The sequence below is a fragment of the Rahnella selenatireducens genome, from assembly GCF_046449555.1.
GTDB lineage: Bacteria > Pseudomonadota > Gammaproteobacteria > Enterobacterales > Enterobacteriaceae > Rahnella > Rahnella selenatireducens.
Genome location: NZ_JBKEZJ010000002.1, coordinates 192,454 through 208,125, shown reverse-complemented (window position 1 = coordinate 208,125; position 15,672 = coordinate 192,454). Strand labels below are relative to the sequence as shown.

The window sequence follows — 15,672 nt, the reverse complement described above, 5'->3', positions numbered from 1 at the left end:
GAATGCGCGTATTCACGCAGTTGATTCTGCTGTTGCTGGCCGCCTCTCTCTCGCTGTGGCTTATTCTTGGCTTCTGGCCACTCGGTACCCCTAGCCGCGTGACACTGAGCATCCTGGTCATCATTATCACCGGTGCCATGGGCTACTTTCAGTGGCGCAGGCATCACCACGATGCGATTGCTCAGACGCACATTGTTGACGCCGCACTGCCTCCCGAGGATTTCCAGGGCGCAGTCGTGCTCGTTTGTGGAGATAGCGCACCGTTGTTCTCAGCGGCAGTTCCCTTCCGGGAAACACGTCAGGGCTGGTATCTGCCGGTAAGCCTGCCGGAACACCTGCCTCTATTGGCACAACATCTGGCCGCTGAACGCCCGGCGCTTATCGCTCAGATTTCGGTGTTGCTGGCCATTGTTCCCGAGCTGCATCAGGACAAGGATGATTTCACCCAAAAGTTGCGCGTCTGGCAACGCGCCGTTGTGCAATGTAAAAGCTGGTTGGCAGGGATCCCTCCGGTCTGGGTCAGCACCTGGATTTCACCCCCTGTCACATCTGACGTTGAGACCGAACGCTGGTTCACCGTCACGCCAGGACAAAAAGACGTCCAGGTTCAGGAAACAGGTTCCGGCGCATTGCCACTGGTCGAGTGGAGCCAGCAACAAGATGCCCGGAACATGCAGGAAAGATTAAGTGTTGTCTTATGGATGGAAAGCCTCTTGCCTTGGCTGGAAACCCATGTCAGCAGTATTCTGACCCAGCGACAAGGCGATGTTCCGGCGCTGATCCCTTGTGTATGGGGCGCATGCTTTACGCCGGTGACAGGGAACCTGAACAATTTATGGCAGACGCACATCGCGGGGATCACCACGCTGGTGCCTGCCACTTCGCATGAGCAGGACTGTCTGGCATTACCGGACATGTTATTGCCGCACCTGCCCAGCCGCCATGGTGTTTCCCGCCTGATGCAGACCTGGCAAATTGCTGGCGCTATGTTCGGCATTTTCCTGCTCTTTGCCCTGCTGGCTTCATTTATCAATAACCAGCGCCTGATCCAGAGTGTCGGTGATCACCTCGCAGTGTATAACCGCCTCACGGGTACACCGCCTTCTCCTAAAACCCTCGCTCAGCAACAGCTACGTGCTGACGCCCGTTTACTTGACGACTGGCTGCGTAGCGGTGCACCGATGCGCCTGTCTCTGGGGCTATATCAGGGAATGCGACTGATTGCCCCTCTTGAGGCCGCCATCAATAGTTGGACACCGCCGCCACCGCCGCCGCCGGTGATTCAGAAAATTGTGCAGGGTCCGAAAATCATCAGCCTTGACGCCCTGTCGCTGTTTGACACCGGCAAATCTGTCCTCAAAACGGGCTCTACCAAAGTGCTGATCAACGCACTGGTTGGGATCAAAGCCAAGCCAGGCTGGCTGATCGTCGTCGCGGGTCACACCGATATCACCGGTGACGCAAAAGCGAACCAGACATTGTCCCTCAGGCGTGCGGAATCACTGCGTGACTGGATGCGTGACACCGGCGACGTACCGGAGAGCTGCTTTGCGGTTCAGGGCTACGGCGCAACACGCCCTATTGCAACAAACGATACAACGGAAGGCCGTGCGGCTAACCGTCGTGTTGAAATCAGTCTGGTGCCCCAGGCAGACGCCTGTAAAGCAACAGCAACCCCCGATTCATCAAATGATTGATGGATGCTTAACCTAGAAATGGAGAACTACCCATGGCAATTCCTGTTTATCTGTGGCTGAAAGACGACGGCGGTGCGGACATTAAAGGCTCCGTAGACGTAAAAGATCGCGAAGGCAGCATCGAAGTGGTTGCACAGGAACACAACCTGTACATCCCAACCGATAACAACACCGGCAAACTGACGGGTACTCGTATTCACACCCCGTTCCTGTTTACCAAAGAAATCGACTCCTCCAGCCCGTATTTGTACAAAGCAGTGACCACCGGTCAGACCCTGAAATCTGCTGAGTTCAAATGGTACCGCATCAACGACGCTGGCCAGGAAGTTGAGTATTTCAACACCAAACTGGAAAACGTCAAGCTGGTGAAAGTCGCGCCAAAAATGCACGACATCAAAGACCCGGCGAAAGAGAAACACAATCACCTCGAAGCGATTGAGCTGCGTTACGAAAAAATCACCTGGACTTACAAAGACGGCAACATCATTCATTCCGATTCCTGGAACGAACGTACCACCGCCTAATTACCCGTCATCTTTCGCGCCGCAGATGCGTTGGCTGCATTCGCTCATCCCGGTCACATAGTTATCTATGCTCCCGGGGATTTGCGAACTCGCCGCCTTTCTGCAGCACGAAATATTTAGGGTAATGCCCTGTGCGGACAGGATTTTCTGTCCGCCGTTTTCCTGAGCGTCTGCGTGTCGGGTGCTGAGTAAAAAAACAATCTGCCTTCCGCCCTGATGCGCTTTAGGTTCCTGATGACAAGGAAACAGCGACGGGCGGTAGCATACCCAAAATCAAGGAGCAGCCCGCATGGAACACCAGTCAGCCGTTTTACTTCGTCGTTTGAACCCGTATTGCGCGAAAGCGCTGGAAGCTGCCGCCACCCTGTGCCAGACCCGCGCACATGCCGAAATCACCATTGAGCATTGGCTGCTGAAATTGCTGGAACAGGGCGAAGGCGACATCACCGTGCTGGCGCGCCGTTATGAATGGGACATGGACGCACTCTGGCAAAGCCTGCTGGCCCATCTCGATGCCCTGCCGCGTTCCGTGCGCACCCGCCCGCAACTCTCCGACGACTTACAGACGCTGATGAAATCTGCCTGGCTGGCCGCCTCTTTGCAGGACGATAACCAGACCATCCGCAGCGTGAACTTACTGGAAGCCCTGCTGACAAAACCTAAACTGCTGCGCTGTGAAGGCCTGTGGCCGCTGTTCAGCCTGAGCGAAGAGCATCTCAGTCGCCTTAAACCCATGCTGGATGCGATTTCAGAAGAGCGTTCAGAGCTTCAGCAACAAGCAAGCCTGAACATGCCGGTGTCCTCGCTGAATGAACCTGCTGCCACGCCGAAAGCGGATAGCTTGTCCAGCCACAGCCTGAGTGAAGCTTTACAAGCTGCGCTGGATAAATTCACGCTGGATGTCACCGCGAAAGCCAAAGCCGGGCAAATTGATCCGGTGTTTGGCCGCGATAACGAAATCCGCCAGATGGTCGATATCCTCTCCCGCCGCCGTAAAAATAACCCGATCCTCGTAGGCGAACCGGGCGTCGGGAAAACCGCACTGGTGGAAGGTCTCGCGCTGCGCATTGCAGAAGGCAACGTGCCGGACAGCCTGAAAACGGTCAGCCTGCGCACGCTGGATTTAGGGCTGTTACAGGCCGGTGCGGGTGTTAAAGGTGAGTTCGAGCAACGCCTGAAAAACGTCATCGACGCCGTTCAGCAATCCCCGACGCCGGTTATCCTGTTCATCGACGAAGCGCACACCATCATCGGCGCAGGCAATCAGGCCGGTGGCGCGGACGCCGCCAACCTGCTTAAACCGGCGCTCGCCCGCGGCGAATTGCGCACCATTGCGGCCACGACCTGGTCGGAATACAAACAATATTTTGAACGCGACGCCGCCCTCGAGCGCCGCTTCCAGATCGTTAAAGTGGACGAGCCGGACGACGAAATGGCCAGCCTGATGCTGCGCGGCCTGAAATCCCGTTATGCACAGCATCACGGTGTACACATTACCGACGAAGCCGTCAAAGCCGCCGTCAGCCTGTCGCGTCGCTATATCACTGGCCGCCAGCTGCCGGACAAAGCCGTAGATTTACTGGATACCGCCAGCGCCCGCGTGCGTATGAGCCTCGATACCTTACCGGAAGAAATAACCCGCCTGAAAGCACAAGTCACCGCACTGGAAATGGAAGAACAGGCGCTGCTGGAAGACATTGCGCTGGGCAACAAAACGCACGGCGATCGTCTGGAAAAGATTGAACAGCAAACCGATCGTCTGAGCGAACAACTTTCCGCGCTGGACACGCAGTATCACGCGGAGAAAGCCCTGACACAGCAGTTGCTGGAGACCCGTCAGGACATCAGCCGTCAGGCAGAAATCGCCAGCCTGCAGGATCAGCTCAGCCACTTACAAGGCAACGCGCCGCTGCTCTCTCTGGACGTCGATGTGCGCACGGTGGCCACCGTGATTGCCGACTGGACCGGCGTGCCGTTGTCCAGCCTCTTAAAAGACGAACAGACCGATTTGCTGCAACTGGAAAACCATCTGGGGCAACGCGTCGTCGGGCAGGATCACGCGCTGGTGGATATGGCGCAGCGTCTGCGCGCCGCCAAAACCGGCCTGACGTCCGAGAACGGTCCGCTGGGCGTGTTCCTGCTGGTCGGGCCAAGCGGCGTGGGCAAAACCGAGACCGCACTGGCGCTCGCCGACTGCCTGTTCGGCGGCGAGAAATCCCTGATCACCATTAACCTCAGCGAATATCAGGAAGCGCACACCGTTTCCCAGCTGAAAGGCTCACCTCCGGGCTACGTCGGTTACGGCCAGGGCGGCATTCTGACCGAAGCCGTGCGCAAACGTCCGTACAGCGTCGTCCTGCTCGATGAAGTCGAAAAGGCGCACCGCGACGTCATCAACCTGTTCTATCAGGTCTTCGACCGTGGCTTTATGCGCGATGGCGAAGGGCGTGAGATCGACTTCCGCAATACCGTCATCCTGATGACCGCCAACCTTGGCAGCGACCACATCCTGCAGATGCTGGATGAACAGCCGGAATCGACGGACAGCGACCTGCAGGAACTGCTGCGCCCTATCCTGCGCGACCACTTCCAGCCTGCGCTGCTGGCGCGTTTCCAGACGCTGATTTACCGTCCGCTGGCCGCCACCGCGCTGCGCACCATTGTTGAGATGAAACTGGCGCAGGTCGCCAAACGTCTGAACAAACATTACGGCCTGCAATGCACCATCGAAGAGAGCCTCTACGACACGCTGGTCGCCGCCTGCCTGCTGCCGGACACCGGCGCGCGCAACATCGACAGCCTGCTCAACCAGCAGATCTTGCCGGTGCTGAGCCAGCAACTGCTGAGCCGCATGAGTGAACAGCAACGCACCACGTCGCTGGCGCTGGGCTGGGACGAAGAGGAAGGGATCACGCTGGAATTTGGGGAGTAATAAAGGAGATTTCAGATGGCAGATGAATCAGACAAGACATTAAAAGAAGGGGGGATCCGCTTGCTGACCCCCGGAGAAATCGCGCTGGCGAAAACGGTGTTTGGATCCTCCATTGAGTACGGTACCGTATGGATCCACAACGATAGCTATCCGCCATTCAATATGCAAAATCAATATGCCGCAATGACTCCAAACGGTGAGCTGTATTTTCGCTACTGGTATAAGAATGACTTTTCGCAGTCAACGGATGATATGAAGCATTTGTTTATCCACGAAATGAGTCATGTCTGGCAACGGACAAAAGGAATGAACATCATCGGCAGGGGACTGGTTAGCTGGCTAGTCAGTTACCGTTATACCCTTGATGGCCGACTGCTGTGTGAATATCCCATGGAGCAGCAGGCGCAGATTATTGCAGATAATTTTACATTACAGACTCGTGGTTATGATATCTGGCTACGTATGTGGAGAGAGAAAGATCCAGCAATTACGCTTGATGGTGATATTTCTGAATCGCTCATTTGCAAACAATACAAAAATGCATTACGGGGGTTCCCATGGTGAAACAGATAAAAACGCGTGTGCTATGGTCTGCTTTTTTGTCTGGCATATGTTTGCTGGTGCTTACGGGCTGCCCTGGACCTGGTGACAGGATGCGCCCTGATGAAACTGCACAGGTCAGTCAGCAGGACGACAGTGTATGTTTCAATGTCACTGACGCTCAGGATTATCAACCCGCTGATATGGGTATTAATCCAAGAGGAATACCTTCAAAGAATAAGAATTTTAATTTTTCTCCAGACCTTAAAGTCACTGACGGAAAATTATGTATTCCACCTTCGTTTTATCGCTTCCCGGATAAAGGACAATTTATTGTCGAATACATATTAACCTCAGCGAAACATGAAGGCGAGCCTCGAAAATTTGTTGTCACTCTGGAGGTGAATCACGGACACATCTATAACGTGACACCGACAGAAAGGGAGATTTCTCTGCCATATTGCCGCTACGCGTTGGACACCCCGCTTGCTGCCTGCCAGCGGTAAACCTTACAGGCACTGAAGAATTACATGGAGTAAGTATCATGAGTCTGATTGATACACTTTCCAATTTCGCCAATGGCTCAGCCTGAGGAATGACGGCGATGTCACTAATGATGGCGATATCACTGAGTCCTAAGTGCGACAAAATTTTAAAGAAGCTCTGAGGGGGTTCCCATGGTAATAACAAAAAATGATCGTAATCTGCGACCCGCGCTACTCTCTCTGATCTGCTTAATGACTCTCACTGGATGTCAGGGTTCGGGAGATCGACTCACGCCTGACGAAGAAGCCACTGCAATTTTTCTGTGATTGCTGATGATCAGCAATGTGACACAAAAATGGTTAACACCACGGAGCAAAGCTATGAGCATGACTGAAACGTTGTACAACGCTGCGTCAGCAATCACGGGTTCCCTGAACCGGTACCGTCTTGATATTCCATCCTGCTCTTCATTACTGGATGTGGAAGATTTCAATGGTAATGAGAGACTCAGTAACACGTACCAATACGACATCTTGTTCACCAGTGCCGATAAAGATCTGGATGCAACCCAGTTCCTGCTCAAATCCGCCAGCCTGACCATGGGAACCGGATCGCTGCAAGGCCTGGTTGATCAGAAAGTGGTACACGGCGTGGTTACCGATTTTAGCCGGATTTCTAGCTCAACCGACGAGGCAAAATATCGGTTAACGCTGGAACCTTCCCTCGCACTGTTGAAGAAACAGTTCCGCACGCACCGCTTCTTCGTGAATAAATCGGTGCAGGATGTCGTGACGCAGATCCTGGAAGAGCATGGTTTTAAGGGCTGGGAATATGAGTTTGCACTGAAACAGACCTACCCAAAACGCGAACAGATAAATCAGTATCAGGAGAGCGATCTGGCATTTATCGAACGCCTGCTTTCCGAAGTCGGGATCTTCTATTTCTTCAACCTTCAGGCCGACACCCAAACGGAAGTGGTGCATTTTGGTGATAAGCAAAGTGCCTACGAGTTTGGTAAGACCCTGCCGCTGAGCAAACCGTCAGGGATGAGTGACAGCGGCGTTGAATCGGTATGGGACCTGAATGTGCTGCACAACGTGGTTGAGGCAAGCGTCACCGCCAAAGACTACAACTACCGTGAAGCACAGAAAGTTTTGCAGTCTGCCAAAACCGATGTAACACGCGGTGACGGTGACGGCGTGACCTATGGTGAAGTTTATCACTACAAACCCCGCCATCTGGATACCGGTACCAAAAGCGACCCGACGGCGGAAACCGCCAACTTTCTCGCCCGCCTTGATCATGAGCGATTTTTATCAAGGCAGATGCGGATCATGGGCATGGCGAACGATGTCAACCTCAGCACCGGCCAGGTATTAACGATCACAGAGCTTGCCCTTGCGCCAACAGTGCCAGCCGCCGCGACAAACGGCGTGGTGATTACGGGCATCAACGTCAGTGCCAGCCGAAAAAATGCATTAGTTGCACAGTGGATAGCCATTCCCTACAGCGAAACTCTCTGCTGGCGTCCTGCACTCAAACCGCGTCCGAAAGTCAGCGGAACCATGATGGCACGCGTCACCAGTGCAAAATCTAACGATATCTATGCCTGGCAAGATGCGTCCGGTTTGTATCGCGTGAAATTTGATGCCGACCAGGATGATAAAGCGCAAGGTCAGGAGAGCATGCCGGTGCGCCTCGCAAAACCTTACGGCGGCGACGTTTACGGGATCCATTTCCCTCTCATTCAGGGCACGGAAGTCGCGATAGCCTTCCACGACGGCGATCCGGACAGGCCGTATATCGCTCACGCCCTGCACGACTCGCGTCACGTTGACCACGTCACAGAGAAAAACAACACCCGTAACGTCATCCGCACCCCTGCGAATAACAAACTGCGTATGGAAGACAAGCGCGGCGAAGAACACATCAAGCTCAGCACAGAATACGGCGGCAAGACGCAGCTGAATTTGGGGCACAATGTGGATGCCGGGCGTGCAAAACGTGGTGAAGGGTTTGAACTGCGCACGGATGAATGGGGTGCGATCCGTGGCGGGAAAGGGATATTACTGGCGGCAGATAATCAGTTTGGGGCCAGCGGCCAGATGCTGGAAATGGATGATGCGATAGCTCAGTTGGAGCAAGCCCTTACACTGGCCCGGAGCATGTCAAAAGCGGCTCAAACAGCAAAGGCGACTCCAGGTGATACAGCGAGCCAGCAGGCACTTAATAAGTCGCTCAGCAAGATGAAAGCTCCGGGTATTGTCATATCAGCCCCGGCCGGTATTGGCCTGGTAAGTCCAAAGTCCATACGTGTGGCATCGGGCAGTGAAAGCGTTGCCGTGATGTCGGGCGGGCACACGGATATAAGCAGCGGAAAATCCTTCACAGTATCAGCAAGTGATGCCGTAAGTTTATTTGCGCAGAGTGCGGGAATGCAGCTTTTTGCCGGACAGGGCAAAGTCGATATTCAGGCACAGTCGGATGCACTCGCTGCCTTAGCTCAAAAAGATGTGACTATAACCAGCACGGAAGGAAAGGTGACGGTAAATGCCAGCACGGAACTGTTGCTGAATTGTGCCGGAGCATATATTAAGATTAGCGGTGGAAACATCGAATTAGGAGCGCCGGGGAATATACTGCTGAAAAGCGCAAATGTATTGAAGATGGCCGCTTCGAGTCTCGACTCTCCGCCTCCTGAAATGCCAAAGGCGTTTGCAGCCTCTTACACCTCTACGGATGAGAAAACGGGTGCAATACTACCGTTTACTCGTTATCGGGTAACAACCGGTGAGGGTGATATATATGAAGGAACAACGGATGAATTCGGAAAAACGGTTAACATATACTCCGACTTACCAACTCCTCTGAAAATCGAATACCCAGATACAATCAACGATGAACAATTTAAAGCCATCGATATGTCAACGGGCTTGCCAATTTCCGGATATGCGTATTATGCAGTGTCATCCAATGGAAAGACCATTTCCGGTTATACAGATAACTCAGGTTTGACGAAGAGAATTGAAACTGTAGATGAGGTTGACGTTGATATTTACTGGGGAGACGAAGCTTTATTTAAAATGAATCAAGGAGGACGAGATGCCTAACCCAAAAAATACCGTAAGAACAAACAGCAAAACAGATTCCCAAAAAGAACTTTCATTAAAAACACTTAAATTCGTTGAGCTCTGGGCTGCCTACCCTTCCAATAAAATTACGCACCTTGAACCTAAAACAAGAAAAGATGCCTTTTCGGATCACTGTGCTATTAATGTGAGCGATGCACTTTATAAATGTGGCGTATTAATGAAGAGTTTTAATAAACAGCGTTGCTGGAGTTGCCCGACACCCGATCCGGATACTAAGAAAGGAATCCATGCCATCAGGGCACAGGAACTGAGTGATTACCTTGAGACTCGTCCGTTTGCTGGATGCCCTAAGGCACTGGTACTCACCGGCGAAAAATTTGAAAACAGCGTAAAAGGTAAGACGGGGATAATTTTCTTTCAAAATTACTGGCTTCGGGCAGGGGAAACAACGCCTACTGGAGATCACATTGATTTATGGAACAAAAATGAATTAGCAGGAAGTGGTAGTGTTGCTTCTTTTTTCCGCGTCTCTTTACCGGTTGCAACTGAAACCATAACGGGACTGTTTGGCGATGGTGCTCGTGTTTCAGACTTGACTAAAGCCAAAAAAGTCATTTTATGGGAGATTAATTAAAAATGAAAAAAAAGTTCTGCCTTTTTCTCGCATGTATGATTACATCTTTTTATACTGTCGCTGTTTTCTTCGCTTTGGATGGGTTATCACGAAATGGAATTTTTGAGATTATTGCAGAACACATCCCATTTTTTAATCCTCTTTACCTGTTATCGACTTTAATCCTGGCTTGTATCGGGTTAAATATTGTCAGTTATTACTGCATATCTAAAAAAATTAAAAACCAAAGCAAAGCCATTTTCATTATTATTCTTTCATTCGTAATTGGAATTGCGATAATATTCATTGTGGCGAGGTTTGAGTTAATATCAAAATCAATATACGAAACCTACATCCACCTGTTTTACCAAGGGGTGCATTACGAGGGTGAGGAAAAAAATCAACAACTCATGTCGTATATAACCCGTCTAATCCCACTTTGCTTTTTATTAGGTGGAGCAATAGCATGGTTGTGTTTCCAAACATTTTCTAAATTCAGAGGTTCACTTAGATAATATAATTAATTCACATCATTTTATCAAAGGATATGAAAATGACGCAGCACCAAACCTCCGCCACGGCAGATAATAAAAATGCACCCGCATCAAATAATCAAAAAGAATACTGGGTTGAAATACAACTGGTCGACGAAGAAGGTAAAGCCGTCGCCAATATGCCATGGCGCGCAGAAAATAGCGCAACGCCTGGAGGTTATGAGAAAGAACTAAAAGGAACCAGCGATGCTACTGGCCTGATACGAATTGAACCTCGCTATGGCAGCGAATTAAGACTCTTTATAGAGGGTCAGCCATTGTCAAAAGAAATGGAACAACGTGCCTTACGGGTGAGCAGAGACCCCAATGAATCGAAAATAAAAAAAGAAGCGGAAGACAATGGGAACATCTGGCACTACGTCGTAATCGGTGAGTTATGCAGAACGTATCCTGATATTGAGAAACGTCCGGGTGAACCCGACCGGCCACCATTTCATTTCCCCTCTGACAAGTCCCTTAAAGGACTGAAAATAAGAACCAATGAGCTTGAAAAAAGACATGTCGTTGAAATATGTCCGTTCAGAGCATGGGAACTGGTATTGCACCATCAGAAGGATTACTCGATGGCGAATGCTATTAACCTGGGTGCGGCAGCGTCATTGTCGTATGCAGATGATAATATGTTCGATACTTCATCGATCAGCCGGTTTTTCATTACGCAATGTCAGGATTTATCAAAGTTACCCCAACTGCACAAAGGAAGTTACATCACAAATACACTGCCGCAAGATGTTCCGTTCAGTGAACGTTATTCTCCGCCAGTATTTATGGACACATCAAGAGATACGTCAGGTACGGAAGGTGGCAGTAAGAAGGATGGCGACACACAACTTTTCTATGTTTATAACAATGAGAAAATCATAATTTCCTGGAGAGGAACCGCCTCCCTATACGATGTGGGTACCGATCTCGTGTTTCGTCCCATTGATACTGAGAGCTGTAATATCAACAAAGTCCAATGCACTTCGCTATTTCCAAAAGGAAAAGTGCATGAGGGTTTTTGGAATGGCTATAATCGGTTTGAAAGAAAATTCACCAAAGAAATTGAAAATTTATTTGATAAATTACAAGGTAGAAAATTATTTATATGCGGACATAGCCTAGGGGGGGCATTAGCGCTAATCCATGCTGCGAAATTAATATCATACAGCCCGATCCTACACACTTATGGCATGCCGCGTACCTTCACTCGGGATGCCATACAACAACTGTCAGGTCTAACCCACTTCCGGCACGTTAATGATAATGATCCAGTTCCTGCCGTGCCGCCAGAAGCAAACGTCGATAATGAGTTTTACAGACTATGGGGCCCCGTCGGCGGTGTATTAGGGGGGTTATGGTCTTCCCTTGTGCAACTTCCTTTATGGCAAATAGTAGAATGGGGAGACTGTTTCTGGCACCACGGCAACCCGGTTGTTTTTCTTACGACAACACAAAGCCGGGAATGGAAAGATTGCAAAAGAAGTTATCCTGATCCTGCGGGTTGCATAACATTAAGAGGCAGAATGCCGGTAAAGACCAAGTTGTATCTGGTTCCCTTACTGGCAGAACAAGTGGCTCAGGAAGCCGGGAAGAATCAGAAAGAGTTCATTCACTCACTCACAGCAAAAGATTTAGCTGATTATTTCCCGGAAGGGAAAAACCCCGACAGGGGGGCTGACCTGACCTTTGGCGACCATTTCATGACAGCCTATATGCCCTATATAAACAACAAACTCCTTGAATTGATCGATGATAAAGGCCTGAGTAAGAAAAGACATTTCACAGAGCATAAAGACAATGTCAAAAAATTTGAAGAGCAGATGAAGAAAGAAGGCTTTGAAATGCCGGAAAAAGAAGCAGAAAGTAACATAAAATTCCTGAGTCTTGAAAAAATGCTGGACATCTCGTTAGCGGCGACCCTATCCATAAAAAATGGCAATGATATTCTCGAGCGCTTTGCTTTTTACGGAGAAGAGGAAATCGAAAATGCATAAACAAGCAAACATCCTGACAATCTGTATCTCTGCATTCATTTTAAGTAGCTGTGCCAGAGCAACAGATAAAACACTATCCCCGCCCGCCGATACCCAGTGGGTTAACGTGGAAGTCAAAAACCCCTCCCAATACACGAAACCCTTCCCGCTGGAGGTGAGGTATATTTCGCATACATGCCTGAAAAAAAGAATCAGCGGAGTCGACGGTTCCGTTATCACGGAACCCAATTACAACGTCATTAATATCCCCCTGCAGCAGGGAGCCAATGACCTCTGGAAGGCGAAGGTAGCGATGACCGGTGGGGGTGCCTGCGAATGGACATTAAGCGCATTCAATGTAGGGATTGAATATATTGATGCCATACATCTCGGAAAAGATCTGGTACCGGGCACGGCTGTCGGCGCAACAATTGCTTTTGATGACGACGCTTCGCGAAATGGGCAATTTACTTTTTCTCCAGGAGATTTAAGCCTAGAACCCAAGTATTATCCATTAATTAAAACAAATAAAATGGTTCATGCAATTGATACATTAAATTTATTTGGCGAAGAAGACTTCTTACAAAAAAGGATAAGCAGTATTTCTAAATCTCTAAGCGTGAACTATAGTCCTAAAATTGACGAATCAAAAATAGTCAGGATGGTTGCGCCTAAAGAATATAAAATCGGTGCATTCTATAAAATAATTTATCCTGATGGCACGGTCGTCTCTGATGGTTCAACTCATCCAAATATAAAAAAACTCGAGAAGTGACGTATGCATAAACAAGCAAACATCATGACAATCTGTATCTCTGCATTCATTTTAAGTAGCTGTGCCAGAGCAACAGATAAAACGCTATCTCCGCCCTCCGATACTCAGTGGGTTAACGTGGAAGTCAAAAACCCTTCCCAATACACGAAACCCTTCCCGCTGGAGGTGAGGTATATTTCGCATACATGCCTGAAAAAAAGAATCAGCGGAGTCGACGGTTCCGTTATTACAGAACCCAATTACAACGTCATCAACATCCCCCTGCAGCAGGGAGTCAATGACCTCTGGAAGGCGAAGGTAGCAATGACCGGTGGCGGTGCCTGCGAATGGACATTAAGCGCATTCAATGTAGGGATTGAATATATTGATGCCACCCACCTCGGAAAAGACCTGGTACCGGGTACAGCTGTAGGTGCAACCATTGCTTTTGATGATGATGCTTCTCGAAATGGACAATTTACTTTTTCCCAAGGGGATTTAAATCTTGAACCTAAATATTACCCTTTAATAGAAGTAAATAACCGTATAAATAAAAACACTACATTAAATTTGTTTGGCGAAGAAGACTTCTTGCAAAAAAGAATTAGCAGTGTTTCTAAATCTCTAAGCGTGAACTATAGACCTAAAATTGACGAATCAAAAATAGTCAGGATGCTTGCACCTAAAGAATATAAAATCGGGGCTTTCTATAAAATAATTTATCCTGATGGCACTGTCGTCTCTGATGGTTCAACTCATCCAGATATAAAAAACTCGAGAAGTGACGTATGCATAAACAAGCAAACATCCTGACAATCTGTTTCTCTGCATTCATTTTAAGTAGCTGTGCCAGAGCAACAGATAAGACGCTATCGCCGCCAGCCGATACCCAGTGGGTTAACGTGGAAGTCAAAAACCCTTCGCAATACACGAAACCCTTCCCGCTGGAGGTGAGGTATATTTCGCATACATGCCTAAAAAAAAGAATCAGCGGAGTCGACGGTTCCGTTATTACAGAACCCAATTACAACGTCATCAACATCCCCCTGCAGCAGGGAGCCAATGACCTCTGGAAGGCGAAGGTAGCCATGAGCGGTGGCGGTGCCTGCGAATGGACATTAAGCGCATTCAATGTAGGGATTGAATATATTGATGCCACCCACCTCGGAAAAGACCTGGTACCGGGCACGGCTGTAGGTACAACAATTGCATTCGATGATGATGCATCACGAAATGGGAAATTCACGACCATTGAAGGCAATGTAACAATATCACCTAAATACTACCCTTACATAACAGAGTGGAATATTAATAAGAAAAAGAAAGATCTATCACTCTTAGGTAAAGAGGGTTTTCTCTCATTGAGGGTTTCCAATGCGAGCGAAATATTATTCAAGCCTGAAATAAATGAAACTAAAGTGGTTAGATTTATAGAGCCTGAGAAAAAAACTGAAGGAGTTTACTCAAAAATAGTTTATCCTGATGGCAGCATCGCCCCCGAAAGAACGCTCTTTCCTGACTTCGATAAAGTCGATAAAATGAAAGTCAAGTAATTTAAAGCCACCGCTAATTCACAGCCACCAAAGGAATGTATAATGAATTACAAATTAAAGGCTTTCGGGATTATTTTATCCGTATTATTTAGCAGCGGTTGCACGGGCACTCCAAATCGTACGCTATCGCCGCCAGCCGATACCCAATGGGTTAACGTGGAAGTCAAAAACCCTTCCCAATACACGAAACCCTTCCCGCTGGAGGTGAGGTATATTTCGCATAAATGCCTGAAAAAAAGAATCAGCGGAGTCGACGGTTCCGTTATTACAGAACCCAATTACAACGTCATCAACATCCCCCTGCAGCAGGGAGCCAATGACCTCTGGAAGGCGAAGGTAGCGATGACCGGTGGGGGTGCCTGCGAATGGACATTAAGCGCATTCAATGTAGGGATTGAATATATTGATGCCATACATCTCGGAAAAGATCTGGTACCGGGCACGGCTGTCGGTGCTACGATCGCATTTGACGATGACGCTTCTCGCAATGGGAAATTTAGTTTGACATCAGGCAGCAAGCTAAACTATACCCCTAAGTACTATCCTTTCATAATAAGATGGAATGAACAAAAAAATTCTACAACCCCTGACAAACTTTATCTATTTGGAAAGGAAAATGCATTTTTTGAAACCCGCCTTCACATAAAGCCTAATGAAGACTCATTAATAAACTACAGACCAGACATTCAAGAAAGCAAAATAGTAGAAATGAAATTCCCTTATGAAAAAAAGAAAGGCTCCACGTACACATATATATATCCTAATGGGGAAAAAGTTTTAACCAAAGATATAAATCCAGACTTTAATAAGCTGGAGCAAATGAAGTAGCTTATCTCCTTTATTGGAAAGCACACAGCGCCGCCATAAACTATGAATATAAAATCGAAAATTCATAAACAAGCAAACATCCTGACAATCTGTATCTCTGCATTCATTTTAAGTAGCTGTGCCAGAGCAACAGATAACGGGGAA

General features: G+C 48.8%; 12 protein-coding genes. All 12 read left to right on the top strand.

Annotation, left to right across the window (positions count from 1 at the left end; genetic code table 11):
• Positions 1 to 2: 2 nt before the first annotated feature.
• Entirely contained in the window at positions 3 to 1,697 is a 1,695-nt protein-coding gene (locus tag ACLBVC_RS04360; protein WP_410148362.1) for an OmpA family protein, read from the top strand.
• Between the two features lie 32 nt (positions 1,698 to 1,729).
• Positions 1,730 to 2,221, top strand: coding sequence for a type VI secretion system effector Hcp (gene hcp / locus ACLBVC_RS04355; protein ID WP_101079103.1), 492 nt, complete (start codon positions 1,730 to 1,732; stop codon positions 2,219 to 2,221).
• Between the two features lie 289 nt (positions 2,222 to 2,510).
• Positions 2,511 to 5,153, top strand: a complete 2,643-nt coding sequence (gene tssH / locus ACLBVC_RS04350; protein ID WP_410148360.1) for a type VI secretion system ATPase TssH — start codon at positions 2,511 to 2,513, stop codon at positions 5,151 to 5,153.
• A 15-nt stretch (positions 5,154 to 5,168) separates the two neighbouring features.
• Positions 5,169 to 5,717 carry a type IV secretion protein Rhs gene (locus tag ACLBVC_RS04345; RefSeq protein ID WP_410148358.1) on the top strand — a complete coding sequence of 183 codons (549 nt, stop codon included), beginning with the start codon at positions 5,169 to 5,171 and terminating at the stop codon, positions 5,715 to 5,717.
• On the top strand, positions 5,711 to 6,199 hold the full coding sequence (locus ACLBVC_RS04340; RefSeq protein ID WP_410148357.1) for a putative T6SS immunity periplasmic lipoprotein: 489 nt from the start codon (positions 5,711 to 5,713) through the stop codon (positions 6,197 to 6,199). Before ACLBVC_RS04345 ends, ACLBVC_RS04340 begins: the two co-directional genes overlap by 7 nt.
• Positions 6,200 to 6,559: 360 nt before the next feature.
• Positions 6,560 to 9,289, top strand: a complete 2,730-nt coding sequence (locus ACLBVC_RS04335; protein ID WP_410148356.1) for a type VI secretion system Vgr family protein — start codon at positions 6,560 to 6,562, stop codon at positions 9,287 to 9,289.
• Entirely contained in the window at positions 9,282 to 9,905 is a 624-nt protein-coding gene (locus ACLBVC_RS04330) for a type VI secretion system amidase effector protein Tae4 (protein ID WP_410148355.1), read from the top strand. Before ACLBVC_RS04335 ends, ACLBVC_RS04330 begins: the two co-directional genes overlap by 8 nt.
• 532 nt (positions 9,906 to 10,437) lie before the next feature.
• On the top strand, positions 10,438 to 12,414 hold the full coding sequence (locus ACLBVC_RS04325; protein ID WP_410148353.1) for a lipase family protein: 1,977 nt from the start codon (positions 10,438 to 10,440) through the stop codon (positions 12,412 to 12,414).
• Positions 12,407 to 13,168, top strand: a complete 762-nt coding sequence (locus ACLBVC_RS04320) for a hypothetical protein (protein ID WP_410148351.1) — start codon at positions 12,407 to 12,409, stop codon at positions 13,166 to 13,168. Before ACLBVC_RS04325 ends, ACLBVC_RS04320 begins: the two co-directional genes overlap by 8 nt.
• 3 nt (positions 13,169 to 13,171) lie before the next feature.
• Positions 13,172 to 13,960 (top strand): hypothetical protein, encoded by a 789-nt coding sequence (locus ACLBVC_RS04315; protein ID WP_410148350.1) that lies wholly within the window; start codon positions 13,172 to 13,174, stop codon positions 13,958 to 13,960.
• On the top strand, positions 13,936 to 14,700 hold the full coding sequence (locus tag ACLBVC_RS04310; RefSeq protein ID WP_410148348.1) for a hypothetical protein: 765 nt from the start codon (positions 13,936 to 13,938) through the stop codon (positions 14,698 to 14,700). Before ACLBVC_RS04315 ends, ACLBVC_RS04310 begins: the two co-directional genes overlap by 25 nt.
• A gap of 42 nt (positions 14,701 to 14,742) precedes the next feature.
• On the top strand, positions 14,743 to 15,528 hold the full coding sequence (locus ACLBVC_RS04305; RefSeq protein ID WP_410148346.1) for a hypothetical protein: 786 nt from the start codon (positions 14,743 to 14,745) through the stop codon (positions 15,526 to 15,528).
• Positions 15,529 to 15,672 lie beyond the last annotated feature (144 nt).

Coding starts and splice junctions, on each gene's coding strand:
- tssH (WP_410148360.1), top strand. CDS start 2,511: ATGGAACACCAGTCAGCCGTTTTACTTCGTCGTTTGAACCCGTATTGC.
- ACLBVC_RS04335 (WP_410148356.1), top strand. CDS start 6,560: ATGAGCATGACTGAAACGTTGTACAACGCTGCGTCAGCAATCACGGGT.
- ACLBVC_RS04310 (WP_410148348.1), top strand. CDS start 13,936: ATGCATAAACAAGCAAACATCCTGACAATCTGTTTCTCTGCATTCATT.
- ACLBVC_RS04330 (WP_410148355.1), top strand. CDS start 9,282: ATGCCTAACCCAAAAAATACCGTAAGAACAAACAGCAAAACAGATTCC.
- ACLBVC_RS04360 (WP_410148362.1), top strand. CDS start 3: ATGCGCGTATTCACGCAGTTGATTCTGCTGTTGCTGGCCGCCTCTCTC.
- ACLBVC_RS04325 (WP_410148353.1), top strand. CDS start 10,438: ATGACGCAGCACCAAACCTCCGCCACGGCAGATAATAAAAATGCACCC.
- ACLBVC_RS04305 (WP_410148346.1), top strand. CDS start 14,743: ATGAATTACAAATTAAAGGCTTTCGGGATTATTTTATCCGTATTATTT.
- ACLBVC_RS04340 (WP_410148357.1), top strand. CDS start 5,711: ATGGTGAAACAGATAAAAACGCGTGTGCTATGGTCTGCTTTTTTGTCT.
- hcp (WP_101079103.1), top strand. CDS start 1,730: ATGGCAATTCCTGTTTATCTGTGGCTGAAAGACGACGGCGGTGCGGAC.
- ACLBVC_RS04320 (WP_410148351.1), top strand. CDS start 12,407: ATGCATAAACAAGCAAACATCCTGACAATCTGTATCTCTGCATTCATT.
- ACLBVC_RS04315 (WP_410148350.1), top strand. CDS start 13,172: ATGCATAAACAAGCAAACATCATGACAATCTGTATCTCTGCATTCATT.
- ACLBVC_RS04345 (WP_410148358.1), top strand. CDS start 5,169: ATGGCAGATGAATCAGACAAGACATTAAAAGAAGGGGGGATCCGCTTG.